Source organism: Mesorhizobium sp. SEMIA396 (assembly GCF_024518615.1).
GTDB lineage: Bacteria > Pseudomonadota > Alphaproteobacteria > Rhizobiales > Rhizobiaceae > Mesorhizobium.
This window is the reverse complement of the sequence record NZ_JANIFC010000001.1, coordinates 486844-513655: the sequence shown is the minus strand read 5'-3', so window position 1 is coordinate 513655 and position 26812 is coordinate 486844. Positions and strand designations below refer to the sequence as shown.

At 63.8% G+C, this 26812-nt stretch carries 25 protein-coding genes; 13 read left to right on the top strand and 12 right to left on the bottom strand.

Features of this window, described 5'->3' with window-relative positions; translation table 11 throughout:
- Positions 1-118 precede the first annotated feature (118 nt).
- From NP503_RS02565 to NP503_RS02545, 5 genes are all read right to left on the bottom strand, one after another.
- Positions 119-1300, bottom strand: coding sequence for a glycosyltransferase family 9 protein (locus NP503_RS02565; RefSeq protein WP_306245672.1), 1182 nt, complete (start codon positions 1298-1300; stop codon positions 119-121).
- Positions 1301-1394: 94 nt separating this feature from the next.
- Positions 1395-2618, bottom strand: a complete 1224-nt coding sequence (locus NP503_RS02560; protein WP_127269109.1) for a GNAT family N-acetyltransferase — start codon at positions 2616-2618, stop codon at positions 1395-1397.
- Between the two features lie 12 nt (positions 2619-2630).
- Complete coding sequence (locus tag NP503_RS02555) at positions 2631-3860, bottom strand: GNAT family N-acetyltransferase (protein WP_127269108.1); 1230 nt, start codon at positions 3858-3860, stop codon at positions 2631-2633.
- 7 nt (positions 3861-3867) lie between these two features.
- Positions 3868-5175, bottom strand: coding sequence for a hypothetical protein (locus NP503_RS02550; protein ID WP_127271502.1), 1308 nt, complete (start codon positions 5173-5175; stop codon positions 3868-3870).
- Positions 5172-6341, bottom strand: a complete 1170-nt coding sequence (locus NP503_RS02545; protein WP_127271504.1) for a glycosyltransferase — start codon at positions 6339-6341, stop codon at positions 5172-5174. Before NP503_RS02545 ends, NP503_RS02550 begins: the two co-directional genes overlap by 4 nt.
- Positions 6342-6655: 314 nt before the next feature.
- Between NP503_RS02545 and NP503_RS02540 the strand changes: the two genes are divergently transcribed.
- Positions 6656-7825: a DUF1972 domain-containing protein gene (locus NP503_RS02540; protein ID WP_164749030.1), complete on the top strand. Its 1170-nt coding sequence runs from the start codon at positions 6656-6658 to the stop codon at positions 7823-7825.
- Positions 7822-9084 (top strand): glycoside hydrolase family 5 protein, encoded by a 1263-nt coding sequence (locus NP503_RS02535; RefSeq protein WP_127270842.1) that lies wholly within the window; start codon positions 7822-7824, stop codon positions 9082-9084. Before NP503_RS02540 ends, NP503_RS02535 begins: the two co-directional genes overlap by 4 nt.
- On the opposite strand, the gene NP503_RS02530 is transcribed toward NP503_RS02535, so the two are convergent.
- Positions 9047-10378, bottom strand: a complete 1332-nt coding sequence (locus NP503_RS02530) for a VpsF family polysaccharide biosynthesis protein (RefSeq protein ID WP_127272565.1) — start codon at positions 10376-10378, stop codon at positions 9047-9049. The two genes, NP503_RS02535 and NP503_RS02530, sit on opposite strands and share 38 nt — an antisense overlap.
- A gap of 1 nt (position 10379) precedes the next feature.
- Positions 10380-12482, bottom strand: a complete 2103-nt coding sequence (locus NP503_RS02525; RefSeq protein WP_127272564.1) for an exopolysaccharide transport family protein — start codon at positions 12480-12482, stop codon at positions 10380-10382.
- 248 nt (positions 12483-12730) lie between these two features.
- On the opposite strand from NP503_RS02525, the gene NP503_RS02520 reads away from it, so the two are divergent.
- The 4 genes from NP503_RS02520 to NP503_RS02505 all read left to right on the top strand — a co-directional run bounded on the left by NP503_RS02520 (position 12731) and on the right by NP503_RS02505 (position 17228).
- The gene (locus tag NP503_RS02520; RefSeq protein WP_127270228.1) at positions 12731-14239 is read left to right on the top strand and encodes a formyl transferase; all 1509 of its coding nucleotides are present in this window, start codon (positions 12731-12733) and stop codon (positions 14237-14239) included.
- A 118-nt stretch (positions 14240-14357) separates the two neighbouring features.
- Positions 14358-15548, top strand: a complete 1191-nt coding sequence (locus tag NP503_RS02515; protein ID WP_127272563.1) for an NAD(P)/FAD-dependent oxidoreductase — start codon at positions 14358-14360, stop codon at positions 15546-15548.
- 428 nt (positions 15549-15976) lie between these two features.
- Entirely contained in the window at positions 15977-17008 is a 1032-nt protein-coding gene (locus NP503_RS02510; protein WP_127273721.1) for a hydroxyacid dehydrogenase, read from the top strand.
- A gap of 103 nt (positions 17009-17111) precedes the next feature.
- The gene (locus NP503_RS02505; RefSeq protein WP_306245655.1) at positions 17112-17228 is read left to right on the top strand and encodes a putative RiPP precursor; all 117 of its coding nucleotides are present in this window, start codon (positions 17112-17114) and stop codon (positions 17226-17228) included.
- 283 nt (positions 17229-17511) lie between these two features.
- On the opposite strand, the gene NP503_RS02500 is transcribed toward NP503_RS02505, so the two are convergent.
- Positions 17512-17727, bottom strand: coding sequence for a hypothetical protein (locus NP503_RS02500; RefSeq protein ID WP_127272601.1), 216 nt, complete (start codon positions 17725-17727; stop codon positions 17512-17514).
- Positions 17728-18181: 454 nt separating this feature from the next.
- Here NP503_RS02500 and NP503_RS02495 point away from each other — a divergent pair, with 454 nt between their 5' ends.
- Positions 18182-18898 (top strand): Crp/Fnr family transcriptional regulator, encoded by a 717-nt coding sequence (locus NP503_RS02495; RefSeq protein WP_127272600.1) that lies wholly within the window; start codon positions 18182-18184, stop codon positions 18896-18898.
- On the opposite strand, the gene NP503_RS02490 is transcribed toward NP503_RS02495, so the two are convergent.
- A complete protein-coding gene (locus NP503_RS02490; protein WP_164749118.1) occupies positions 18841-19197 on the bottom strand; it encodes a hypothetical protein in 357 nt (118 codons plus the stop codon). The genes NP503_RS02495 and NP503_RS02490 overlap by 58 nt on opposite strands.
- 228 nt (positions 19198-19425) lie before the next feature.
- Between NP503_RS02490 and NP503_RS02485 the strand changes: the two genes are divergently transcribed.
- The 3 genes from NP503_RS02485 to NP503_RS02475 all read left to right on the top strand — a co-directional run bounded on the left by NP503_RS02485 (position 19426) and on the right by NP503_RS02475 (position 22929).
- The gene (locus NP503_RS02485; protein ID WP_127270648.1) at positions 19426-20172 is read left to right on the top strand and encodes a helix-turn-helix transcriptional regulator; all 747 of its coding nucleotides are present in this window, start codon (positions 19426-19428) and stop codon (positions 20170-20172) included.
- Between the two features lie 165 nt (positions 20173-20337).
- Positions 20338-20643 carry a hypothetical protein gene (locus tag NP503_RS02480; protein WP_127270646.1) on the top strand — a complete coding sequence of 102 codons (306 nt, stop codon included), beginning with the start codon at positions 20338-20340 and terminating at the stop codon, positions 20641-20643.
- 261 nt (positions 20644-20904) lie between these two features.
- The gene (locus tag NP503_RS02475) at positions 20905-22929 is read left to right on the top strand and encodes an acyltransferase family protein (protein WP_127272599.1); all 2025 of its coding nucleotides are present in this window, start codon (positions 20905-20907) and stop codon (positions 22927-22929) included.
- A gap of 110 nt (positions 22930-23039) precedes the next feature.
- Here the strand turns inward: NP503_RS02475 and NP503_RS02470 are convergent, their stop codons facing one another.
- On the bottom strand, positions 23040-23633 hold the full coding sequence (locus tag NP503_RS02470) for a DUF6456 domain-containing protein (protein WP_127268743.1): 594 nt from the start codon (positions 23631-23633) through the stop codon (positions 23040-23042).
- 243 nt (positions 23634-23876) lie between these two features.
- Here NP503_RS02470 and NP503_RS02465 point away from each other — a divergent pair, with 243 nt between their 5' ends.
- Positions 23877-24158, top strand: a complete 282-nt coding sequence (locus NP503_RS02465) for a DUF982 domain-containing protein (RefSeq protein WP_127268742.1) — start codon at positions 23877-23879, stop codon at positions 24156-24158.
- 108 nt (positions 24159-24266) lie between these two features.
- On the top strand, positions 24267-24575 hold the full coding sequence (locus tag NP503_RS02460; RefSeq protein WP_164749149.1) for a DUF982 domain-containing protein: 309 nt from the start codon (positions 24267-24269) through the stop codon (positions 24573-24575).
- A gap of 246 nt (positions 24576-24821) precedes the next feature.
- Here the strand turns inward: NP503_RS02460 and NP503_RS02455 are convergent, their stop codons facing one another.
- A complete protein-coding gene (locus NP503_RS02455) occupies positions 24822-25472 on the bottom strand; it encodes a GcrA cell cycle regulator (RefSeq protein ID WP_127273603.1) in 651 nt (216 codons plus the stop codon).
- 113 nt (positions 25473-25585) lie between these two features.
- Complete coding sequence (locus tag NP503_RS02450) at positions 25586-25852, bottom strand: hypothetical protein (RefSeq protein ID WP_236382727.1); 267 nt, start codon at positions 25850-25852, stop codon at positions 25586-25588.
- 203 nt (positions 25853-26055) lie between these two features.
- On the opposite strand from NP503_RS02450, the gene NP503_RS02445 reads away from it, so the two are divergent.
- On the top strand, positions 26056-26760 hold the full coding sequence (locus tag NP503_RS02445; RefSeq protein WP_127268739.1) for a helix-turn-helix transcriptional regulator: 705 nt from the start codon (positions 26056-26058) through the stop codon (positions 26758-26760).
- Positions 26761-26812 lie beyond the last annotated feature (52 nt).

The window sequence follows — 26812 nt, the reverse complement described above, 5'->3', positions numbered from 1 at the left end:
GCGGACAGCGCAGGATGCGGCCCGGTCAAATTTGCCAATCTTTTGAAGATGTTTGAGCCTCGGCCTGAATCAAGACGTGAAGCGCGCCGCCAAACAATCGCCCGTCGCTGCCGCCCTGCTACGCGGCCGGCATGCCCGAATGAGCAGATTTTTGAACTTCCGTGCCGATGAGATCGAGTGTCACCGCCGCAACATCGGCAACCTGGAGCCGCTGGACGCAATAGACCCCACCGGCGTTGTTTTCTTTACACACACCTGGAGCGATGCACGGGCAAGGCATGGGCGGCTGGAGCGTCCGGTTGGGAACACCGAACGGGCCCCATTGCTCTGGCGACGTCAGACCGTACAGCCCCACCGCTGGAGTTCCGACAGAGGCCGCGATGTGCATCGGGCCGCTCTCATTGCCAAGAAAGATCGACGCTTCGGCCAACAATGCCGTCAGGACCTCAAGCGAGGCTTTTCCGACGACACTTGCGACCGGCGATGCTGCCACTTCAAGGATCCTTTGCGCGGCAAGCCCTTCATCCGGCCCGCCAACAAGGAGGGATCGCAGCCCGGTTTTGGCGTATACTTCGTCGATGACCGCAGCAAAATGTTGCGGCGGCCAACAACGTCCTTCGAACCTCGCGCCGGCATGCACTGCCACGTACGACTTCTTCGCCAAAGCGTTTTCCGCAAGAAGCCTGGCACACTCTTCCTGGGCAGTACTGGTCGGCTGCAGCCGAGGTGTTGGATCCTCACAATCCAGCCCAAGGGCGCGGAGAGGAGACAGGTTCCTGTAGAGATAATGCGGTCCGCCATGTCCGAAGGTCGCGGCGAGAACGTTTGCAAGCTGGATTTCCCAGAACTTCATCGGATGCTCGGAAGGATCGAAGCCGACGCGAAGTGGAGCGCCGATCAAACGATGCATGATCCGCGAGGTTTTTGAATCGGTAAGGTCGATGCTAAGATCAAATCTTCGACGCCGCAGATCAGAGATGACGCCACGATAGTCGCTCAAACGCTTGCGCAGAGTCCTTCCTCTGCCACGGGATTCAAAGCCAACGGCAACATCGGCGATCCCTTGCGCGACGATGAACTCCTTGAGACCCGGCGCACAAAGCATGGTCACCGATGCTTGTGGATAAGAAAGACGTAGATTGCGAACCAAAGCAGATGTCAGAACGACATCTCCAATGTACTTCGTTTGAATAATGAGGATGGAACGAATCCCATCTCCTAAACTTGCATTCATCGAGATGATCTGCCGAAAACGCCAACTTAAAAAAATCCGCCCGTGACACTCATTTCTGAACGTCAAGCCGCGCTTTCAGATATAGAGCTAACCAACCCTGTCAACAAGCTTGCCTGCCGGTCTTGGTGCTCTGCATCGCAGGACCGGCAAGCGCTCCTCCTCAGTCCTTCAGTCGCCGCAAGCGGCGCGTCAGGCCCTGGACGGCCTTGAGCAGCCGGGGACGCGACCGCGTCATGCCTTCGACCCGGCTGCGCAGCAAAATGGCTGCGTTCGCAGCCCTGCCCCGCACCGTCACCGGTTCGCAGATCTCGGCCAGTACCGAGCTCGAGGCGCCGATATGTTGCTTGTAGCCCTGGCCGCCGACCGACAGGTCGAAATAGTCGAAGCCCCGCTCGCATCCCCACATCATCAGCTTGCCCATCGTCGTCAGGCCGGGTGAGACATTGGCGACCGCATTCTGGTCGATGCCGAGCAGGAGGGCGTGAAGTGTGCCTTTTCTGACCAGCACATAGATGGAGGCGAGCCAGGCTTCACCGACGCGTAGTCCGAAGAGCCGCACCGATCCATTGGACAGGCCTTGCAGCGCCGCGGCGCGGTAAAAATCGACGACCGGCGCCTGCGTCAGGAGGTCGAAACGCCCGAGCTCACGGAAACGCTTGAGCCGCAGTTCCAACAGAGCATCCAGGAGCTCCTCGGCCAGATCAGGCGTGTCGGCCTCGATCAGAGCGAGGCCACCAAGCTGTTCGAAGCCGCGACAATGCTTGCGGAAGGCCTTGGCGAAGGACGGCTTGCAGATCCGCTTGATGAGCGTCTCCGGATCGCCATGCAGGACGAGGCCGGAGCTGACCTGGATGGAGTCGCGCGCCACCGAAAGCAGTGCCAGCGGATTGGCCACGCCGTGGACCTGCTGCGGAATTCCCGCGATATGGATGCGATCCGCCGGTGGCAGCACGGCACGGACCGCCGCCCACATGGCGTCGGCACTCTGCCTGGTCCACTCTATCCCATCCGCCAGCAGCGGCACTGAGTAGTCGCACACGCGACAGCTCAGCCATTCGATCACGTGGTGGCCGAAGGCCCGGCGCCGCATCAGCGGCAACAGCATGGCCGGCGCGCCGGTCACTGCGTCACTCACCTCGACGAGGACCAGATCCGCGTCTTTGGGCTTCAGCCGTGCGGCGATTCCTTCGACCCAGGCATAATGCTGGTGGGCAGTGCAGACGCCGTGAGCTTCAAGGAGCAGCCATAGCAGCCTTACGGTGTCGAAGCTGGTGTGCAGCCGAGCCGTGAAGTGCGCGGTTGCATCAACGTTGGCGACAGTCGGGGAAACCGGCCCACCGGGCAAATCCTTTATCGGAGTCGTTCCCGCCGCGTAGCTTGCCACATGCTTCTCCCGTCATTCTGATCCCCCGCGCAGGCGCCGCAAACCCCGCATCAGTCCCTGGAGCCTCTTCAGCAGCCGAGGTTTGGAGCGCACGAACACCTCGGCCCGGTTGCGGATCTCGATGGCTGCGCTCACGGCGCTGCCTCGCACCGTGATCCCGTGGCAAAGCTCGCGCAGACCCGAACCCAAGGCACCCATATGCTCCTTATAACTCTGGTTGCCTACCGACAGGTCGAAATAATTGAAATCGCGCCCGCGCGCCCAGCTCATCAACTTGCCCATGATCAGAAGTCCAGGCGAGACATTAGGCACCGCGCCCTGATCGATTGAGATCAGCAGAGCATGAACGGTGACTTGATGGATCAGCAGGTATTGGACCGCGATAAGAGCTTCACCCACACGCAACCCGAAGAGCCGCACCGACCCATCCGACAGGCCCTCGAGAGCAGCGTTTCGATAGAAATCGACAACCGCCGCCTGCGTCAGCAGGTCGAAGCGGCCCAGTTCGCGAAAGCGGCTGAGCCGCATCCGGACCAGGCCGGCGAAGATGACCTCCACCAGGGCCGGCGTGTTGGCTTCGACCAGTTCCACGCCGCCAAGCCGTTCGAGGCGACGCCAGTCCTTGTTGAAAGCCTTGACGAAGGATGGCCGGCATAGGCGCTTGAGGACGGTCTCCGGATCGCCGTCGATGGCGAGGCCGAAGCTGGTATGCAGGGAATCGCGCGTGGCCGCCAGCAGGGCCAGCGGATTGGCGACACCGCTGATCGATTGCGGAATTCCCCTGATCTGGATACGGTCCGCCGGCGGCAGCACGGAGCGCACCGCGGCCCACGCGGCCTGCGCCGACTGCGTCGTCCACGGGCTCGCATCGGCCAGCAACGGTGCCGAATAGTCGCAAACGCCACAGCTCAGCCACTCGATCACTCGATGGCGGAAAGCCGGTCGCCGTATCAACGGCACCAGCATTCGCGGCACGCCCGTCACGGCGTCGTTTACCTCCACGATGAGCAGTTCCGCACCTTCAGGCATCAGCCGCGCTACGATCCCCTCGGCCCAGGCATAATTCTGGTGGGCGGTGCACACACCGTCCGCCTGAAGGCGCAACCAGAGCGGCCTCACCGCTTCCAGGCTGGTGTGGAGCCGCGCCGTGTATGCATCGTTGGAGACGACGACGGCCGGATGGGAGGACTGGCCATCGGGCGAGCCGGTCACCGCAGCAATTTGCACCGCCTGGACTGCCATATTTTTCCTATCGCTTTGCCGTGGCGAACGACAGCGTGCGCCGCCAGGCGCCCAACCGGCTGTCGCGCGCCTCGTCGGGATGCTCGATATTCCACATGCGGTGATGCGCGAAATACCATGATGCCACGAGCACGAACATCTCCGAGACGGCGGAACCCAACAGCGCCCACGGCGGAGACGCGATTGCCAGCAGGGCCGCGATCAGTGCCAGCCCGACGACCGCGCCGCCCGTCGTGGTGAACGCGACGATCCGAAAATCGCCGAGTATCTCAAGCACGATGCGGGGCATGATATAGAGCATGATCGGGACAAAATTCGCGATCACGAAAAGTCCGATGAACCAGGTCGAAGCGTCCTGGAGAGCCTGGGATTTTATCATCGGCAGGACGAACATGATGGCGCATCCATATGCAAGGCCGCCAAACCCCATGACGAGTGCCCAGATCTTGGCCTGCGTCCAGACACGGCCCGTTTCATTGTTCCGCATCAGCCTGGCGAGATCCGGCTGCGTCATGTTGACGAAAGCAAGGCTGATGATGCGCAGCGGGGCAAACAGCACCAGAACCGCCGCCAGCGGTGCGTAGGCGGCAGGACCGGCAATGCCGGCGACCAGCAGCGCCAGACATTGGCCCTGGATGTTGGTGGTGGTGGCGCTGAATGCCGACCAGCGCAGCTGGGGCCAGAGCCTGACATAGCGTCGCCGGGTCGGCATGCGGAAGCTGATGCGAAGCGAGCGCCGAGCCAGCCGGACCAGGACGAAAATGCCGAAAACATTTGCCGCGGCTAGTGCATAGAACACGGTCTGCAGCGGGTCTTGGACCAACCAGATCGACAGCCCGGTCAGGACACAGCCGGCGATTGTAAAAGCGCCATCGCTGACGGAGACGACAACCTGCTGGCGCCGTGCGAAGAAAGCCGTGCGCATATGGCTGCGCAACGACCAGGCACCGACGAAGCAGCCGGCAGCAATTCCGCTTGGATCGCCAAGGACATGCATCAGGACTGCCGTGCCGACGGCCATCAGCAACGCTACGATCAGCGCCGCCGTTCCGAACGCCACGTCATAGGTATCGACGCCGGCGCTGTTGGTGCTCTTGCTCATCCAGATGCTGGCGGGAACGGCGGTGAGCGACCTGATATAGGACAGGCCGACACCGCCCATCACCATGCCGATGGCGAAGAGGCCGTAGCCCTGCGCCGACAGCATGTGCAACAGCATGATGTTGAGGGCAAAATGAAAGCCGCTCTGCATCGCCTCGCCGCCGATCATCAGCACGAGGCGTCGAACCAGATGGCTCGGAAACGCTAGCTTCACGGCCGCGTCTCCGCTTCGCGGGCAGCAGGCACCCTGCCCGGCCGCGCGATGGTCGTCTTCAGCTTGTCGGCGGCGATCGCGGTGATCGCCGCGGCCGCGACCGGCTCGCTGAAGATTGCCTCGTAGCGCGCGCGCCCGGCAGCGACAAACCCGCGCCAGGCCTCAGGGGCGAGGATGATCTCCTGCAATTTCGCGCCAAGAGCTGCTGCGTCGCCGGGCGGAACATGCCAGCCGGTCTCCCCGTCGCTGACCACTTCCACCAGCCCGCCTATCGCCGACACAAGCGGCGGCCGGCCGTATGCCATCGCCTCGATGGCGACGCGGCCCAGCGATTCCGGACGCCGCGACGGCACGGTGACGATATCGGCCCATCGATAATGCTCCGAAGGGTCGGGAATGAAAGGCAGGACTCTGACGCGCCCGGTAAGCCCCATGGTTTCGACCAGTTCGGCAAGCGCATGCTCGCGCTCGGTGCTTTCGAAGGCGCCGCCGACCAGCCGCACCTCGATCCTCGACTGGAGTTCTGCCGGCATCGCGGCGATCGCCTCCAGCAGGATTTCCTGCCCCTTGATCCGGTTGATGCGGCCGAGCAGCAGCACCCGCAATGGGCGCTTGCCGTCATAGGTGGTCGGTTCGACCGCCGCCGGCCCGGCAACGCCGTTGTAGACGACATGCGTGCGCGCGGTCTTGGGATCGCCGAAAGCGGCGCGCGTCGCGCGCGAGTTGAAGATCAGATCGGCATGGCTCCAGCGCATCAGGCCGACGAGTATCCTGCGCATGGCGCCTTCGGGGATTTCGTGGATGTGCAGGACGGCCTTTTGGGGAAGAAGGCGTGCGGCCAGCGCGTAGTCGGCCACGATCGAGGTGTTGACATAGACGAGGTCGCAATCCTTGAGCCGCCGCCACGCCCTGAACACGGCAATTGGCAATCGCGCCATCTCGACGGTCGCAAGGCGCGCAATGGCCTGGCGCCTCAGCACCCACAGCGGTTCGAATACGATCCGGCTGGCATGCGCTTCCAGAATCCGCACGATCGGCCCGCTACGTGGCAAAACCACTTCGATGTCGGCCGACGGAAACGCGGCGCGCAGCGCGGCAACGCTCTCCGCAAAGCTGCGGTCAGAACCATAGAGTTCATAACCCTGATGAACGCAGGCAATCCGCATCTTTATATCCCGCCGGGTGCTACAACCATCGCGCTGGGCGATTGTGGCAGAAGCCCGTCCGCAAGAATCATGCCTGGTTCGATACGCCCGACTGCCGGCCGTACGCCCCAGGCATTGCTTCGTTTCGATACAGCTACGCACAGAAGGGTTGACCGAGAATGAAACAACCATCGGCTTCAACACCGTTTTTTTACAACCCCGCGCGATGATCCCTCGCAGGATACCGAAATCGGGAGGTGGCACGGAAGTTGCCATCTGCTCATTATAAATTAAGCAATATCTAATGTATGAGACATGTGAAAGTGCCGCCGGCCATGAAACCAGAAACGCCCGCCATTCTGATCCTGGGGACCCGCGGCATACCCGCGGCCCATGGCGGCTTTGAAACCTTTGCCGAAAAACTGGCGCTGTTTCTTGTCGGGCGCGGTTGGAAAGTCGGCGTCTATTGCCAGGATGAGGTCGAGCGGATCGACCAGAGGGTGCGCAGCGAAACCTGGCGCGGCATCGAGCTCATTCACATCCAGGTTGCCTCCAAGGGACCGCGCGCGACGCTGGAATTCGACTGGCAATGCGCCCGCGACGCCGCCCGGCGACCGGGCGTTTGCCTGGTGCTCGGCTACAATGGCGCGGTCTTCCTGACCTGGCTCAGGCTGAAGCGACGCAAGATCTTCACCAACATGGACGGCATCGAGTGGCGCCGCCCAAAATGGGGAATGGCGGCGCGAACCTGGTTCTGGCTCAACGAATGGATCGGCGCATGGGCCTCGCATCGGCTGGTCGCCGATCATCCCGCCATCGCAGATCACCTGGCGACGCGCCGGCCGCGCAGCGCCATCGCCACCATCGCCTATGGCGCCGATCCGGTGACATCGGCGCCCGAGGCGCCGGTCCGGGCGCTCGGCCTCGAGCCCGGGCGCTATCTCATCTCGATCGCGCGCATCGAACCCGACAACAACATCCTGCCAATCGTCGAAGCTTTTTGCTCCGCCAAGCGCGACATGAAGCTGGTAGTGCTGGGAACGCTGTCCGACGACATCCCCTATCATGCCGCCATCCGCAAGGCGGCGAATGGCTCGGTGGTCCTGCCGGGCGCCATCTACGACCAGGCGACGGTCAAGGCGCTCAGATACCACGCCCGCTCCTATCTGCATGGCCACACGGTCGGCGGCACCAACCCGTCGCTGGTCGAGGCGCTGGCGGCCGGCAACATGGTGATCGCCCACGACAATCCCTACAACAGATGGACCGCCGGAGCTGCGGCGATCTACTTCACCGACAAGGACAGTTGCGCCAAGCGGATGCAGCAGGCGCTGGACAATGACGCCTTGGTCAAGGCCTGCGGCGTTGCCGCCAGGGCGCGCGCTCAGGAAGCCTTTCGCTGGGACGATGTCCTGCTCGCCTATGAAAATGAGGCCTATCATTTGCTCGGCATGACCGCCGCCAAGACCACCGCGATGGATCATGCATCGCCAGGAACCGTATGACAGGCTGGTCGCGCCGGCGGGTGCTGCGGACGGCGCTGTCCACCGCGGCGGCTCTCGGCTCGCTCCCGGTCGCACCAATCGCTCGCGCAGCCGCCGGGCCGCGATTTCGGCGCGGCGTCAACGCCTGGCCCTGGTTCTCGCTGACGCGCGAATTTCCCGCTCCGCGCACCGACTATGACTGGCCGCCCTTCCAGTCGCAACGGCCGGTGCCGACCCCGGACGACCTGCGTCGGCTGCGCGAGACCGGGCTCGATTTCATCCGACTGCCTGTTGATCCCGGCCCTTTCCTGGCCGCCGACGCCACCACGCGCAGCCGGTTGCTGGACATGCTGGATGCCGCTGTCACGGCCACCCTCCACGCCGATCTCGGCATCATCGTCAACATCCAGGCCAATGCAGCCACCCATTACTGGAACCCCGACCGCATGGTCTCCAGCACCGCCGCACCCGCGTTCGATCTCTACCGCGGGCTGGTCGGCGAGCTTGCCGGCAGGCTGGCGCGGTTCCAGCCCGGCAGGGTGGCGCTCGAGCCGGTCAACGAGCCGGCGCAGGCCTGCGCGTCGAACGTCTGGTCGCAGATCCAGCTTTCACTTCTGACGGCGGCAAGAGCATCGGCCGCGACCCTGCCGCTGGTCGTCACCGGCGGCTGCGGCTCGATGGTGAGCGGACTGACAGCGCTCGATCCGGCACCGCTGTCCCCGTTCGAGCCGATCCTGTTCACCTTCCACTTCTATGAGCCCTATCTGTTCAGCCATCAGGGGGCACCCTGGATGCGCGAGCCCGTCTACCGGTCGCTCAACAATGTGCCGTGGCCGGCATCTGCCGGCTCGCTGGAACAGACGCTGGCATCGGTCAGGGCGCGCATGGCGCAGGACACCGAAATCCCTGAAGACGCCAAGCAGGCAGCCTATGCCGATACCGAGCGTGTGCTGAAAGTCTATTTCGACGCCCGGCCCGACCGCTGGTTTGTCGACAAATATCTTCGCCAGGTTCGCGACTGGGCCGACGGCCACGGCCTTGCGCCGGAACGCATCATCATGGGCGAGTTCGGCGCGCTGCGCACCGACGCCCGCTATGTCGCCGCCCCCAATCCGGATCGCGCGCGCTACATCGCCGATGTCAGACGGAGCGCCGAGGAACTCGGCTTCGCTTGGGCACTGTGGGATCTCTTCGATGGCATGGGCATGATGGACGACACCACCCGGGCACTGGACCCCGATATCATCGCGGCGCTTGGCCTGACCATGCCGGCGGACTGACGGGCCTGAACGCTGCCCGCGTCGGCCGGTAAAGCACCAGCGCCAGCACCACGAACTTGGTCAGCAGCGTCGTCTTCGACGCGACGCTTTCCGAGGTGTTGATCAGAATGACCCAGCCCAGCATCGGCAGCCAGATGCCGGGATGGCAGCGGCGCGCCACCTCGAACAGGAACAGCACGAAGCCGAACGTCAGCAAAAGGGTGAAGAAGGCGCCCTGATAGAGGACGGTGCGGATAATCGGGTTCTCGATGCCCTGTTCGAGACCGTTGATGCGGCGCAGGCTGTCAATCAGGTCGACATCCGGCCCCACGATCAGATCGCGTAATTCCAGGTGCTTGAAGAGCTCGAACATCTCGACGCGGGCATTGGCGCTGCCGCTGTCCGACACGAAGCGCTCCAGCAGCGCATCGAAAAAGCCATAATATGCCGCCACGATGATGACGACCGGCAGCAGCGCGGCAAGCATGAAGCCGAGTGCCGCACCCAAGAGATTGACGCGTCCCCGGCGCAATTTGCTGATGCCCTTGGAAAGCAGATAGCAACCGCCCAGCACAATCGTCATCACCATCGCCGAACGGCCGCCGAACGCGACAAGTGCCGCGCATTGCAGGCCGATCAATCCTATCCGCACAGGCGTCGACAGGGATCTGGCACCGGAGAGCAGCGCAAGCACGTAGATCGACGTCACCATGGCATTGGCGAGCGGATGTCCCTGCAGCGCGCTCGAGCGCAGATCGGTGGTAAACGCCACGCCGTCGAGGCGATAGGGGAAGATAAGCGTCTTGGTGGCGAACTCGAAAAGGGCAAGCAGCGCATTCGCCGTCATGACAACGTGAACGACGGTCTGCAGCCCGGCGAATGTCCGTTCGTCGTCCTCGCTGAGCATCAGCACCAGAAGTGCCGCGGCCACGAACGTATCGATCATGCCAGCCATGCCGGGCCGCTGCCTGGCGATGACGACGAACAAAAGCACGATCGATATGGCGGCCATCAGCGCGCTGGCCGGCCGCCTGTCGGCGAGATGGACGATATAGCCGACCGGATTGCCTGACGCACAGGAGCGCCAGGCAAACAAGAGGACGATGAGATAGGTGGACGGGTGGATCTTGGTCGCCGGGTTGCCGAACAGGCCATCATAATTGTAGCCGACCAGCCACAGCATGCCGCCCGAGATGCCGAACAGCACCGCTACCGCCGCGATCAGTCCGAAGCGCGTCAGCGCATCGAGCGACGTGCCGGCGCGGGGTGCGGCAGCACCATGGTTCGAAGCGCTTGCGCTCCAACTGGCAGCCATATCAGGCGGCCTCGTCGACCAGCAAGGCGGCCGTCGGCAACCGCCCCATGACGGAAACCGCCTGCGCGGTCGTCGTGACGTCGCGCATCGGGGTGGCGTTCAGCGTGGCGACGAGTACGATCTCGTCGGCCATGGCGACCAGCGGCGAGGCATTGAGATTGTCGGCCAGCGCGCCGCCGTCGATGACGACGAGTTCGAAGCTCCGGCTGGCCCGGGCCAGCATCTGCTGCGCAAAATAGATGCCATGCGCTTCCTGGAAAACCGCCTTTGAGCGGCCCCTGCCCAGCACGGCAACGTTGCTGCCGGCGGCGTAATGGCTGACGGCCTCAAAGGCGTACTCGCCGCGCAGCACATCGAGGATCCCCGGCTGCGGATCCTTCTGGTCGCCGCCGCCGGCATTGGCATCGATGAACAGCACCCGGCTGCCCCTGGACGCCGCGGCATTGGCCAGCAGCCGCGCCACCCGGCTGCGCTGCGCGCCCTCGCCCGGCGACGATGTCACCAGGATGGAAGGCACCAGCGGCCAGTCCGCCGGACGCTGGCCCGAACTGAACATGCGCCTCAGCGCAAGGCCGACAACGGCGTCGGTCTTCTGGCTGGAGGCGGCGGCCGAACTTGCGCCGAAAGGCCACCAGCGCCACCCAGTGCCTGAATTTGCCGGCACCACGCCCAGCACCGGCGCGTCGATGGCCGACTGCATCTGCGCGCTGGAAAGCACCGTCGGCGAGGAATATTCGGCGATCAGCGCCAGACCGGTGCCGAGCCCGAGGCCGCCGAATATCGCGCCCAGCAACAGCAGCGGCAAAGGCGGCCAGCTTTTCTTCAAGGCGGGCATGGCATTGGAGATGATGCGCGCATTGGTGCTGTCGACATTGATCTGCTCGCGCGTCTCCTGGGCGCGCTGGAGATAGTTCGAGTAGACGGAACGCAGCGCCTCGAGATCGCGCTGCAATTCGCGCAGCCGCACCGAGGCCTGGTCGGTGTCGAGCGACTTGCTCTTCATGCCGGCGACCTTGGCTTCCAGCGCCTGCTGGTTGGCCAGCGCCCGTTCGTAGTCCGTCTCGGTGGCGGTGGCGATGCGGCCGAGCTCGCGCGCGATCAGCTGGCGCGTGTCGCGCAGCTGCTGCTGGGCTGCGATCAGCGAAGGATGACGCGGCCCCAGCTCCGTGCCGAGCTGCGAGACCTGGTCGACCAGCGTCGCCTCCTGTGCCCGCAGGCTCGAGATCACCGCCGAACGCATCGCCTCCGAGGTTGCGTCCGCCGTGCCGCTCTGCCGGCGCATCTGGTCGACCTGCGCCTTCAGCGCCGCGGTGCGGCTCTGCGCCGCCGCAAGCTGCGTGTTGATCTCGGTCAGTTCCTGGTCGCTGACCAGGTTCCCTGCCGCCATCACCATGTTGTTGGCGGACTTATAGGCCTCGACGGCATTCTCGGCCTGCTGGACGCGTTTGCGCTGCTCGTCCAGCCGGGCGGTGATCGACTCGGAGGCGTCCCTGGCCATTTTCGCGCGCGCGCTCGCCTGATCGACCAGGTAGGCCTGCGCGATGGCGTTGGCCAGGAGGGCGGCCTTGTCGGCGCTCTTGGCGGTGACGATGACGTCGAGGACCAGGACCTTGTCGGCCCGCTTCACCGCCAGGCGCCGGCGCAGCGCGTCGAGTGTCTGCACCGACCTGTCGCCTTCGGCCGATGCCGAACCGAGCAGGCGCGACAGCAAGCCCTGCCCGTTGAATTCCGGATCCTGCGTCAGGTTTGTCGCCGCGATCGCCCGCATCAGCACGCCTGTCGACTGGACCACGCTGACCTGGCTCTCGACCTGCGTGATGCCGCCATCGGGTGAGATACGGCTGGGATTGACGTCGTTGGTGACCACCTGCAGGTCCTGCGGATCGATGAGGATTTCCGCCGCCGAGCTGTAGAGCGCGGGCGTGAAAAGACCGTAGAGAAGGGCGACCAGCGTCAGCAGTGCGACAGTGCCGAAGATCCAGAACCGGCGGCGCACCAGGATGCGCTTCAGGTCGCCCAGTTCGACAGTCGAAGCTGCGTATGATCCCGCGCGTGCCGCATCCGGAGAGTGTTGCTGAGGAACCATGGGCAGGGATGATTGCATGGCTGCCTCCGACAATACTCCATATGCCGGCAAGGTCAGTTGCGGCGCTAACCTAGCTATTCCTCCAACTGTTAAAACATTGTTAATTATGTTGAGAGGTGACGTGAATTTTGGCACGCGGTTTGCTTAAAAATATACATATCGGGGTGTTGGTTACGCGGCGAGCGGAGACGGATGCAGATGGGGTTACAATTTGACCGGACCGGCCTGGCCGGCAAGGCCGGGCACCGCGTTTTCGGGCCTCCACCATGCAGATAAGTCTACGCCTGGACGGCGACTGCGTCCGCGCCTTTCATCTCACGCTGCTGGAGCGCCTTGCCGCGCTCGGCGACGAACTGTCCGTCGATGTCAGGCCGGCGGGCGGCGGCATTCCGCGCAGCGCCGCAGCCCTGTTTCAACTCGAAACGGCGATCCACGGACTGCCCCATGATGGACTGGCCCATGATGGACTGGCCAAGCGTGTGCCGCTTTCGGCGCTCGCGCCCTATCGGCAGTCCCCCGCTTCGCCCGACCTGGTCATCGACCTCTGCGGCGATGTCAGGCTGGAAAGCACACGCGTCTGGCACGTCACCTATGACGGCGCCAGCGGCGAAGCGGCCTTGCTGGCCTCGATCCTCGCCGGCCGCACGCCACTTGCCCGCATCGAGGAGAACGGCGTTGCGATCGCGGCCGGGCGTCTGGGCACAGAATATGGCGGCATCGCGCTGGCGTCCTTCCAGGATATGCTGGCGCGCACAGCAAGCCTGATCGTCGCTGCCATGTCAGGCGCGGCAAAGTCGGTGCCCGATCTGCCAGAGCCGGCGCAGGCAGGCAGCCCGCCGCCAATGCCCTCGGCCGGCAAGCTTGGGGTCAGAGCCGGCAAGGCGCTGGCGCGGCGGATCGTCCAGAAGATCTATCACCTTTGCTACAACGCGCCGCATTGGAAGGTCGGCTGGCGGCAAACCGGGGGCTCCGATCTGTTCGACCTGCGTGCCCATCCGGCGTCGGGTTGGCAAGAGCTGCCGGACGATGGCAGCCGCTTCTACGCCGATCCGTTTCCCATCCTCTACCAGGGCCAGCTGACCCTGTTCGTCGAGGACTATATCCACCGGCTCGGCAAAGCCATCATCTCCGCCGTGCCCTTCGGCCCGGCAGGCCCGCTCGGACGACCTGAACCGGTGCTGGATCTGCCCTACCATCTCTCCTACCCCTTCGTCTTCGAGCGCGACGGCGAGGTCTGGATGGTGCCGGAAAGCTGCGCCAACGGCACCGTCGATCTCTACCGGGCCACCGCCTTCCCCGGTGGATGGGTCAAGGAGGCGACGCTTCTGTCCGGTGTCGTGGCCAGCGACGCCACGCTTGTCGAGCATGGCGGCGCCTGGTGGCTGTTCGCCACCGTCCGCGACGGTGGCGGCGCCTTCTCCGACGCGCTGCACCTATGGTCGGCGCCGAATTTTCGCGGCCCCTGGACGCCGCATCCCAAAAATCCCGTGCTGATCGACATTGCCTCGGCGCGGCCGGCCGGCCGCATGGTCAGGCGCGGCAACGACCTGCTGCGCCCGGTGCAGGACTGCCGCAGGAGCTATGGCGCGGCGCTTGGCATCGCACGCATTTCTCACCTTGATTTGATCGGCATGGAGCAGGTCGTTGAAACCATCTTAAATCCAGGTGCGCTATGGAGCGGGCGTAAACTTCACACGCTCAACGAGGCTGGCGGCTTTGAGTTCATCGATGGCTCGGCGATCGCACCGCGCTGGAAGCAGCGGACCCGCGATTAACCTAAACATTGGTTACTACCAGGCACGCGCTCCGGTTGCTTGCGGTTGATTTAGCTCCGGAAGATATTTTCTACCGGAGATTGTGAAACGTGCAGTTGCCACCAGAAAGGGCAGCAAAATGAGTATCTCAGAGGCTGGCCCGGCCCAAGTCGATGTGGCGATCGTCGGCGCCGGAATGGCCGGCACCACCTTGGCAATGCTGTTGGGACAAGCCGGGCGCAAGGTGGCGCTGATTGATCCGCACCGCGTCCACCACGAGGAATTCCGGGCCGAGAAGATCGGCATGGATCAGATGCTTCTGTTCGAAAAGCTCGGCCTCGATGCGACACTCAAGAGCCTCGTCACCTCGACGACCGACACGCATATCTTCCGCCTCGGCCAGTTCTTCGCGCATGAGAAGAAGGCTGAATTCACATTCTCCTATGGCGCGTTGATCAATGGCCTGCGCGACGCCTTGCCTGCGCAAGTACCGCTGACGGTCGGCAAGGTGACCGAGGTCTCGACTGGACCGGACCGGCAGCGGCTTGTGCTGGCCGACGGCGCCGTCATCGATGCCCGCCTGCTGGTGGTTGCAACCGGCCACGGCGAGGCGGTGCGGCGCGCCGTCGGCGTCGAGCGTATCGAGCAATCGAAGGCGCATTCACTGTCGATGGGATTCGACCTCGCCATCTCCCCGCGTGATTTCGGTCATCAGTCCGTCACCTGCTACAGCAGGCGGGCTGCCGACCGTATCGCCTACATCAGCATCTTTCCCCTCGGCGACAAGATGCGGGCGAACATGTTCGGCTATCGGCAAGTGGCCGAGCCGTGGACGCGGGCGTTTCGCCAGGAACCGCAAAAGATGCTCTGCGAGCTGATGCCCGAAATAGCGGCGCGATGCGGCAACTTCGAAGTCGCAAGTCCTGTCGAGGTCAGGCAGATCAGCCTGAGCACCACGCAAGGCCATCGCCGCGACGGGGTCATCTTCATCGGCGATGCTTTCTGTACCACGTGTCCAACACCGGGCGTCGGCATCGGCCGGGTGATGACCGACGTCGATCAGCTCCATTCGGTTCACATTCCGCAATGGCTCGAAACACCAGGCATGGCGGCTGACAAGATCAACGCCTTCTATGACGACCCGGTCAAGGTGGCTGCCGATGAGGATGGCATGCGGGTGAGTTACTATGCCAAGTCGATCACCGCCGGCACCGGACTGGAATGGCGCGCAAGGCGCTTGCGCAACAACACCGCGCGCCGGCTGATGATCATCGGCCGCAAGGTCCGGCATTTGGGACAGCGGCGGGTGCCCATGGCCAATATGCAATAGGGCGCGACCAGTCGCGCCCTATCGATTGCCAATATTGATTGCCTTATAAGGCGAATGCGTCAGACGCCAACCGCTCAGGTTGCCGTCGACGGAGGTGCCGATGGGGTAGTCTGGGCCGTGACGCCCGAAAGCCTGTCGCGCTTCTGCAAGGTTGGTTTCTCGTATTTCTTCACTGTAAAGTGCCCTCCAAATTGGTACGGCGCCAGCAGAACCAATTCCCTGCCCCGTGTCAATTGCGTCATTACTGGTTCTTACGTCGTCTCCTCGCCATCGTAGTCAAACGATTCTTCACTGTTGCATTGCCGGCACATATCGGCTCCAACAGGACACCTCATCCCAGCGCCAATCCCGCTCTACTCGCCTCCCCGCGCGATGTTGTAAATCGTTTCATCCAGGGTATTTTGGCCATCGGAACAGAGGGAATAGTCATGTCCAACAGCGCCTTGCCGCTGGTTATCAGTGCGCCGGAACCACGCACGCTGGAGCTGATCTTCACAGCCCGGCAGCTGGCGCGGCTCAAGGCGCACTATCGCATTGTCGAGACGACCGCTGACGGCGTCGCGAAACTGCCGGCCGACGTGCTGGCCGAGGCGCGCTACATCATCGGCCAGCCGCCCATATCGCCCGAAACGCTCGACCGGATGAAGGCGCTGCGCTGCGTCTTCAATGTCGAGACCAACCTCATCAACAACATGCCCTACGAGACCTTGTTCGCGCGCGGTATCCATGTCGTCACCACCGGCCTGGTGTTCGCCGAGCCGGTCGCAGAGCTTGGCCTTGCCATGGCGCTCAACCTCGCCCGCGACATCGTCGATGCCGACCTCGCCTTCCGCCAGGGACAGGAACTGTGGGGCGGCGACGGCAACCAGACGGCGCGGCTCCTGTCCGGCGCGGATGTCGGGATCATCGGTTTCGGCGATCTCGGCCGGGCGCTGAACCGGCTGCTGTCGGGCTTCCGCACCCGCACCAAAGTCTTCGATCCCTGGCTGCCGCCATCGATCCTCATCGACAATGGCGTCGAGCCGGCCTCTCTCGACGAGGTGCTGTCGACCAGCGACTTCATCTTCGTCGTTGCCTCGGTGACCAGCGAGAACCAGGGTTTTCTCGGTGCCGAGGCCTTTGCCGGCATGCGCAAGGGCGCCGCCTTCATCCTGCTCAGCCGCGCCGGCGTGGTGGACTTCCCGGCGCTGATGGCGGCGGTGAAGAGCGGCCACATCGTCGCCGCCAGCGACGTTTTCCCCGAAGAACCGCTGGCGCGGGACCATCCGGTGCGCACCCTGCCCGGCTTTCTGCGCTCGGCTCACCGTGCCGGCGCGCTCGACATCGCCTTCAAGCGCATGGGCGATATGGTGCTGGAGGACATGGACCTGATCGACCGCGGCCTGCCGCCGCTGCGCTCCAAGCGCGCCGAGCGCGAGACGGTTTCGCGCATGCGTTCCAAGCCGGCCGACAGGAATTGAGGCGTGGGTTTTCGTCCCGGTTGGCCGGCCCTCGACAAGGTCGGCTTGACAAGGGCGCGGCCGGCGATGACGCTGCCGCAATCGAACTTTGCGGAGGGAGGCCATGAACATGAAGAAGCTCTATGAAAAGCCGATGCTGCTCAAACGGCAGAAACTCTCCGCCGTGACGGCGCAGCAAGCCAATTCAGGCGTAATAGGCCCGACAGGCCCGGCAGGCTGACACCTCGCGGCATCCAATGAAGGTTAGCATCGGACGCACCCGGGGCGGGCGGTACGGCAGCCGCTCCAGGCGCAGCTTCAGTGTCCACGGCTGCTCTTCGCCCTGCGGGCGACCGCTTCCATAAAAGAGCGGGCGGCAGCGTCACAAGCCGTTCTGGACGGTCCGTTCGCGGACAGCACGACCTCCGCGGCCTTCCGCGACATGCCGTATTTCCGGGCGAAGACCGCAGCGTCGTAAGGTTCGTTTTCGGCTACCGGTGCCGCGGACGTGATCCTGGCTTTGGTCATTGGCGCGTCCGCCGGAAACTCTCAAGCAACTCGCCTTCATTGCGGCAGCCATTCTGAAATAGCGAAAACACCGTGGCCGCCAGAAGCTGCACGTCCGACTCTCCCGACATGCGATTGAGTTTGCGCTCCAGGCAGACCCGATCGAAGACGCGCTGGCACAGCTGCAGATCGGAAGGATGGAAACCAGGATTGCGCTTATGAAGGCTCGACATAAGAAGCCCCTTTCGGAGCAGCGACCACTTCCTTGACGCTGTGGGTCAAAAAATGAAATCGGGCTGAGCAAGAGTCAACATCGGCCTTCATCACAGTAAGTATCGTACAATTCTCCCGCCGCTCTGCCCCACTTTTCGAACGGTTCTCGGGCCCGGCGCGACATGGCGCCTTTGTCATTAGCCGGCGGATTTCATCGACCCTCACCGTGATCCGGCGCTCTCATGAAATATGTCGGTTTTGTACCAAGTGGCGCTTGGTACGTTTCCGACACTAACATTCAGGCCGATCTTTTCATATGCGAACGGGCGTTGGGGGGCGCCGTGCTTCGAATTTCATATCGCATTGATATCTTTCTTCGTTCAGAGCCCCTATACATAGGCGATCGTCCGTACGTTTTTACGGGCACGGACGGCTGGGAGATTGGATGGCTCTTGCCCTGCATTGGGCCACGCCATGTCTGATCTCACCAAATACCGAAATCAGCTGCTGCGGCGCATGCCTGCGGATGATCTGGCGTTGCTCGAGCCGCACATGCAGCGCTGCGACTTGCCGCTACGCATGATGCTGGTGACCCCGAATATTCCGATCGAGGCCGTCTACTTCATCGAACAGGGCATCGGTTCGGTGGTCGCCAGCACCGCGAGCGGCCAAGAGGCCGAAGTGGGCTTCATCGGCTTCGAGGGCATGACGGGATATTCCCTGGTGATGGGCGACGACCGTGCGCCGCATGCCTGTTATGTCCAACTCGAAGGCGAAGCGATCCGCATCGAAGCCGGCGCTTTCAAGGCAGCATTGGCGGCAAGTGCAACCTTGCGCATGTTCCTGCTGCGCTTCGTCAACGCGCTACAGACCCAGGCCGGCTGCACCGCGCTCGTCAACGCGCGGCTGAAGCTCGAGGAGCGGCTGGCGCGCTGGCTGCTCATGTGCGACGACCGCGTGCCCGGCGAACATCTCGCCATCACCCACGAATTCCTGGCCATCATGCTTGGTGTCAGGCGGCCAGGCGTCACCGTCGCCCTCCAACTGCTTGAAGGCCGCGCGTTGATCCGCTCGCGTCGGGGCGAGATCGTCATTCGCGACCGCGCCGGACTGCTGGAACTCGCCAATGGCAGTTACGGCGAAGCCGAGGCCGAATATACAAGGCTGATCGGCGAGATCGGCGCGGCCTGATCAGGAGCGGTTGCCGCATCCGGCTTGCCCGATGTCGCTTTGCCGGGCGGTGCCGCACCGCCTTTAAATGCGCCCCGGCCAATCGGCCCATCCCCGTCGATCGGTCCATCCTTGGCTATCGGCAACCCGGCATGCTCCAGACTTGCAAGCTTGCACTTCGTCTGTTCGGCCGCCGCTCCCACAAGGCAGTCGATGGTGAACATGGCACCGGCGTGATCGCTGGCCGCGACCGCCTGGCGGATCTTCGTCAATTGCGCTTGCGTGTAGTCCAGAAGCTCGACCAGGCCGGTATGATCCAAACCGCCCTCCATTGCAGGATGTCGAGAGGCCGATCTCAGGTCGCTCTTGCCATCGAAATACGCCCATTTACACGGCTTGCATAGCCGGACTGTCAGAATCGTACAGTCTACGCGCCACCGGGTCGTTGCCTATTGGCCAAAGGTCCATCTTCGCGCCGCCGCCACGGCATGCAACTGTATATAAGCAATCGCTTGAATACTGGTCCGTACGTCTGTCGGGGAGATGTCGTGCCAATTCGCGAGAATCTCGCCGCCAATCTCAGGCGGCTGGTCCAACGCCACGCTTCCGTCAGCGCGGTGTGCCGTGAGCTTGGCATCAATCGCACCCAGTTCGAGCGCTATCTGCAAGGCAAGGCGGTTCCCAACAAAGCCACCGCAAGGCTGATCTGCGACTATTTCAAGATCGATGAGAATGAGCTGTATCGTGAGCCGGCCGCCGCGGCAGCCAAGAGCGACGGCAACGCAACGCTGCGCCAGGCCCTGTACGAAAACATGGTGCGGCCGCCGTCGCCCGCCATCGCCGGAGGCACATATTTCACCTATTTTTCGATGCCCGGCCGACCCGACTTTTTGATGCGCTCGGTCACCTTCGTGCGGCGCGAGGCCGATCTCGTCACCTTCAGGCGGGTGACGCGCTGGGCTTCGGGCGATGGCCGGGGTGGCTCGAGAATACCCGGCAACCATTACGGCGTGGCGATCTCGCGCCTGAACTGGATTTATTTCACCGGCATCAACCGGCGCCAGACCACCGAGCCCTCAATCATGACCGTGCAGTGGGCTCCCATCTCCGAACCGGTTCTGGTAGGCAGGGCGATCGTCCTCACCGGATCAGGGCCGGCCTTTGTATCCGTCATCATGCGGCAGGACGTCGCCAGGATCAGCATGAGGCGAGCGCTGCAGATGGCCCATATCGTCAGTCTCGACGACCCCAGTGTCGATCGGCTGGTGGTCAGTCTCGCACGAGAGACCCGATAAACTCGCTTCTTACGGGAAAAATCGGGGAAAGTTTCAAGTTTTTCGACTATATTTTTCTTCGTTTCGGGATTTTTGCGCAAAAAACCCCGGAACTTTCACCCAAACCTGTCGTTTTCCAGCTGATCGTTGCTTCGACGATCCCAAAGCAACAGGAGGAGTACCGCCATGAACATCAAGATGATCTGTTTCGGCGCGATGACGCTCTCGATGGTTGCCGGTACGGCGCTTGCCGCGAGCGACACCGGCACGTCGGCTCTCGACGATCCGGCCAAGATGCAGCCCTTCTACACCGACTCCAGCAGGAAGACGATGGTCAGCGACGACGATTTCGTGAAGGCCTGGAAGGCCCTTACGCCGGACGACCAGACCGCGATGATGAAGGCCTGCGAGGACGAGGCGAAGGACGCCACTGCGGCCAACAGCCATCCGGAATTCTGCAGCAGCGTGAAAGCGAACGGCGGCAGCAAGTAGCAATCCAGCGGCCCGATGAGAAACAGCCCCTTCGCGGGGCTGTTTTGCGTCTGCCGCGGGGCGCACGGACAAGCCCGCCACGCAACGATCAAGCCACGCAACGATCAAGCCCGGCCGGCGCGCCGGCCCATTTCCCATTCCTGCTATGTTGCACCGCGATAAAATTGCTCTATGTTGCACTGCGATAAATTTGTTGCATTGCGATATCAGCCTGCCCGGCCGACGTTGCGCAGGGGCTGGGCCTTGCACGAAGGAGCCGTCGTGGCAGCATCGTTCCGGCCGGACATACAAGGATTGCGCGCGCTCGCCGTCGGCGGTGTCGTCGCCTACCATTTCGGCCTCACCGCGCTCCCCGGCGGCTTTGCCGGCGTCGACATCTTCTTCGTCATCTCGGGCTGGCTGATAACAACCCATCTCATGCAGGAGATCGGCGAGACCGGCCGGCTCGACCTTTGGCGCTTCTATGCCAGGCGCGCGCGGCGGCTTCTGCCGGCAGCTTTATTCGTCATCCTGGTTACGCTGGCCGCCGGCTACTTCATCCTGGCGCCGCAGGAGCAGGCGCTCTATTCGCGCGGCGCCATGTTCGCCTCCGCCTATTCCATCAATCTGTGGCTGCTGCGCTGGTCGTTCGACTATTTCGCCGCCGACGCCACCAGCAATCCCTTCATCCACTTCTGGTCGTTGTCGGTGGAGGAGCAGTTCTATCTGGCCTGGCCGGCGCTGCTTCTGCTGGCCGCCTGGCTGCGGCCGGGCCGGCGAACGGCCGCAGCCGTGATCGGCGTTGCCGGCCTTGCCTCCTTCGCCGCCTGCCAGTGGCTGACCAGCGCGGCGCCGGCCTGGGCCTTCTATTTTTCACCGCTGCGCGCCTGGGAGTTCGCCGCCGGCGGCCTGGCGACGCTGGTCCCCATGGCTTTGCTGCAGCACCGCATCTGGCTGCGGGCAGCACTTGGCTGGCTCGGCCTGGCGCTGATCGCGACCGCCTATCTCCTGTTGAGCGAGGACCTGCCCTTCCCCGGCTGGTACTCGTTGCTGCCGGTGGCGGGCACCGTGCTGGTGCTGCTGAGCGGCATCGGCGGGCCGCAGACCAACAGGCGGACCGGCTGGCAAGCCCTTGGCCCGGCCGCCGCTTTGTCCCTGCCGCCCTTGCAATGGATCGGCACGCTCTCCTATTCGCTCTATCTCTGGCATTGGCCGGTCATCGTCTATGCCGGGATGCTGGCGCCGGAGCTTTCCGTGCCGCAGCGCCTTGGCTGTGGCGTGCTGGCGCTCGCGCTGTCGGTGCTCACCTATCATTTGATCGAAGACCCGGCGCGGCGCGGCGCCTGGATGGCGGTAGGCGCCCGCGCCTTTCCCAAGGCCATTCCAGGCGCAAAACCGCTTCGCGCTTTTCCCGGCCTTGTGCTGGTTCCCGCGCTGATGCTGACCGGCACCGGCGTGGCGGTCGCCTATGCCAACGCGCATCTGGCCACGCGCAATATCGGCCCCGAGCAGCGCGGCATCGAGCAGGCGGTCGAAAGACCTTCCATCGCGCGAGCTGTCGACAAGAACTGCCTGGCCGACTTCCAAACGGTGACGCCGAAACCCTGCATGTTCGGCCCGGCCGACGCCACCCGCACCATCGTGCTGTTCGGCGATTCGCACGCCGACCAGTGGTCGACGCCGCTGATCGAAGCAGCCAGGCGCAACGACACAAAGATCATCACCTATCTCAAATCATCGTGCCGCGCTTCGCGGCTCTCCACCTTCAACACGGTGCTGAAGCGCGACTACACCGAATGCGACGCCTGGCGCGAGCAGGCCATATCAGAGATCATCCGCCACAAGCCGCGCCTGGTGGTGATCTCCGAATTTTCCATCGGCAATCTGATCCGTGACCTGCCCGCGGCCGAACGCACCGCTGAAGTAGCGCGCTGGCAGGCCGGCCTGCGCTCGACCTTGCAGGCCTTCAGCCGGGCCGGTGTCGAGACGGCTGTTATCCGCGACACGCCGATCAACGCCAGCTTCGCCGGCTCCTGCGTGGCGCGCACCCTGTGGTGGCGCGAGGCACCCTCGCCGCACTGCGACACGCCAAGAGCCGAAGCCGCCAACGATAGCACCGCCGCCGCCGAGCGCGCCGTGGTGACCAGCGTGCCCGACACCCGCTACATCGACCTCACCAACCAATTCTGCGGCCCGACCACCTGCCACGTCGTCATATCAGGCAAGCTGGCGTTTCGTGACAGGCACCATCTGGCGACGGGCTTTGCCGAGACACTGGCGGGGCCATTGGAGCGGGCCTTGTTTTAGGCGCCTGGGTATCTGCGCCCGGTCCGCATTGTTCATCACATCTTGCGAATCTGTGGAACGGGCTTGATCACCGATCCGGCAGGCATCGCCGGTCGGATCCATTTCACCCCTCACCGCCTCATCATCATCCCGTAATGCACTGCCAACAAATCCAGCCCCACCTTCAGGAGCTTCGTCACCACGTTCCGGCCTTCGCCGGTCTGCTCGGACAGGCGCTTGAGGGAACCGTCCGCGCAGCAGACTTGTCGCACCACGGCGGCCACCTCCCAATGGCCTAGCGCTCTTGTGGCGGCGGCATAGGCCCTGCCGGCGTCGAGCACACTGTCGGCGATGCCGCCGCCATCGCGGCCGCCGTCGACGCGCTCGGTCCAGCGCATCGGCTTGACATCAGCCTGCTGGCTGCAGCGGAAATCCTCGCGGTAGCGCAGACCTGCCTCGCGCTGCTGGCGCGACAGCGAGGTGATGCCGATAAGCGCATCGATGGCGCGCACCCGCACGATGCCGCCGGTGGCGGCGTAGCCGTCATTCGACACCTCGTAGACACGAGCAGCCTCCAGCGTGCCCGCCGCCAGCCGCTTGCGGCCGAAGGCGTCATCCCTGAGCGCGAAATCATGGCCGATCTCGCGGCGTATGCGCACCTGCTCGGCCTCGCCCTTCGGCAATTTCGGCGCCTGCGGTTTGACGGGTCTGGTCCTTTTGCTCATGGGAGGCTCCTGGTTGGCTCGGGATGATGGAGAACGGCAAAGCGGCGATCCTTCGCGCTGTTGGGCATCTCCCCACATGGTCGGCAGGGCGGAGAGAGCCGCCGTTCGGTTGGCCTTCGTTGAATCGGAGGTCGTCGCCTCCTCGCCGCTGCGCCAGCATCCTTGCCGCCCGGCATCCAGGCTGATGGAACCGGCGCGAGCTTTCGACGTTATGTCGCGTCCATGCCAAGGGGAGGTTCGCCGATGACAGCCTTCATGCCGGTTACCGTGCGCTTTTGCGATAACAAAACCATGCTGGTCAGTTCGGTGGCCGGCGCAGCCGAGGCATTGCGCCACCAATGGCCCGACAAGACAGCACCTGGTTATCTCGAGGCGACGCGGCTGGTTACGCTCGCCGTCGAAGGCATCTGCTGCCAGCGCATTGCGTTCGACGCCTTCACCAGGGCGGCCAAGCAACAGAACATACTGGTGGCCAGGCCCAAAAGCCGCGCCCATGACTGGCTGAACGCGGTGGCTAGCCCATGAGGATCGCGCGCCGGCCGAAAAATTGATGCAACCGGCCGCCAGCGGGGCGCGTTTATCGATGCGGTAGTTGGAGCCGCGCGCAAAGCGAAGGTGAACGCCGTGGGTACGATGAAAACCGGAGTGCCGCTCAAAGTGCGGGTGGAAGATGAGATCGAAGAGATCGACAGCGTCAGCGAAGCCGCCGATTTTCTGCAGCGTTGGCCGCTCGAGCGACGCGGCCATGTCTACCGCAGTGCGCTGAACGCCTGCAGCGCGGCGATCGCCGCGCAGATTTCCGAAGCCGACGCCATGAAGGTGTTTACCGGCTTTGCCCGGGTGACCGGCATATTGGTCGACGAGGGCAACCCGGCGATGGCGATGGACGCAAGGAGCATGCAGAGCCGCACGCCCAAGCAAGGCCGGCAAATGCCGAAATAAGGTTTTGCTTCTTTCTCCCCGTTCACGGTGAGGTGTGGTCCGCGCAGCGGACGAAAAGCCAATTGCTTGGCTTTTCGAACAGCGAACGCCCGGCAGGGCAATGAGGGGCGGCGCCAGCGCTTCGGTAAGTGGCATCTGAATCGGATGCTTGAATTTCATGTCAGCTTTCAATCCTGCCTCGTCAGCGCTGCCCCTCATCCGCCTGCCGGCACCTTCTCCCCGTGAACGGGGAGAAGAGACCAAGCCTCACCCCGTCGCCACAAATACGCGGCGCTGGAAGCGCGCCTGATGGTAGGTGCAATAGCTTTTCAGCGCCCTGGTGCGCATGCCGCAGCACAGCATGTCGGCGCCCGGCCGGCTGCCTGGCGCATCGTTTTCAGAATCCTCCTCCACCGTCAGATCCAGCGGCGCGCGGCAGCGTGAAAACAGGCAATCGATGAAACGCATCGCCACGCCATGCGGCTGCCGGCCGATGGCCGCGCGCGGCGGCGCCGGCGTCTCCAGGCGATAGGCTACGCCGTCAGCGATCAGCACGCCTACCTCGCGCACGAACGAATGGCGCCTGGGCCGGGCCACTTCACGCGCGGGGATGTCCTTGGCGGCAAGCACGCCATGCATCTTGCCGACGACAGGCGTCGCAGTCCCCGGGGCGCCAGTCGCCCGCTTGCTTTCAGCGCGCTTGCCCACCGCCTGTCTGGCTCGCGGCGGCGGCCCCTTGCCATTGGCAAAACCGATCGCGCCCAGCATGGCGTTGCGGTGCACGATGCCGATGATGGCGTCGCGCGACACCGGGCTGCCGCGCAACGCGCTGAACGCGACTGCAATCCTGGAGGCTGAAAGCCCGTCCTTCAGCCAGCGGCCGATCTCGTGCAATTCCGCGTCGCTATAGCTTGCCATATTCAGCTCCATCCAAAGTTCGGCCGCACGCCGTCGGGCAGCGTCAAGGTTCGACCCGGTGGCCGGGTCGCAGTCAGGTTGTTTTTCAAGAGCCGGCTGTCAGCCGACCAGCCTCAGCCGGATTGGGTAGATTTCCCGCCGGCAAGGTGCAGAAGCCGCGCCTCGGCCGTGTTTCTATCCAGGGCGGAAACCGCCCTGCCCGTTGGCCTGTCGAACAGGATGACGGTGCCGTCCTCGGTGCGGATGCAGGAGCGGCCAGCCGAAAAAACAGCGCCGGCGCCATGCCGGTCGGATTGGGGGCCGGAGCCGCTGGGAGCGGCGGCTCCGGCCGTTCCGGTCGCCGGAGACGGGCGGACCGGACCCGGGGCTGGTGCAGTCAAGCACCGAGCCTCGGGCTTCATCCTGGCCGGGGAGGAGGACAGCCGGGATGAAAGGGGGGCGACAGCCGCCGGGCACACCGCGCACGGGGCCGGCGCCATTGCGCCATCAAAGGTGGACAGGTTTTGCATAACCATATATAAGCATAACTCACAAATTTATGCAAGCCATTCTTTCATAGACGAGAGCCACTTTCATCACTCACATGGTCGCCATGGCAAGAACGGAACTGTCGATCAAGGTCGGGGCGGCGATCCGCAAGGCGCGCAAGCAGCGCGGCCTGGTCATGCGCCACATCGCCGAGCACAACGACACTGATGTCGCCGCCGTCGGCAATTGGGAAACCGGCCGCAATCTGCCCAAGACCGAGAACCTCCTGAAGACCGCCGCCTTCCTGCGCGTCGACCCGGTGGCGCTAGGTCAAGGGCAGGTCGTGTTTCTCGACGATGCCGGACCGGTCGCCGATGCGGAGATCGTCACCGATACCGGTCCGCTACCCGCGGGGTCGATGGATATCGAGGTGCTGGGCGCGGCCGTCGGCGGCGACGATGGCGATTTCACCTTCAACGGCGAGCCGGCGGGTTACGTCCAGCGCCCGCCGGGGGTGCGCAACCTGCCGAAGGTGTTCGCCCTGCACGTGCTCTCGGATTCCATGGTGCCGCGTTATGAGCCCGGCGACCTGATCTATTGCGGCGGCCGCGACGCGGTGCCCGGCGACCATGTGGTGATCGAGACCTTCCCCGAGGAAAACGAGCGCAACGGCAAGGCCTTCATCAAGAAGCTGGTCAAGCGCACGGCGGGCGAGCTGGTGGTCGAGCAGTACAATCCGCCGAAGACGCTGACCTTCAACCGCTACGCCATCAAACATGTCTGGCGCGTGATTCCGCTGAAGGAATTGCTGGGGTATTGAGGAGCGCTTCTTGCCTTCTCCCCTTGCGGGGTGAAAGGCGGTCCGCACAGCG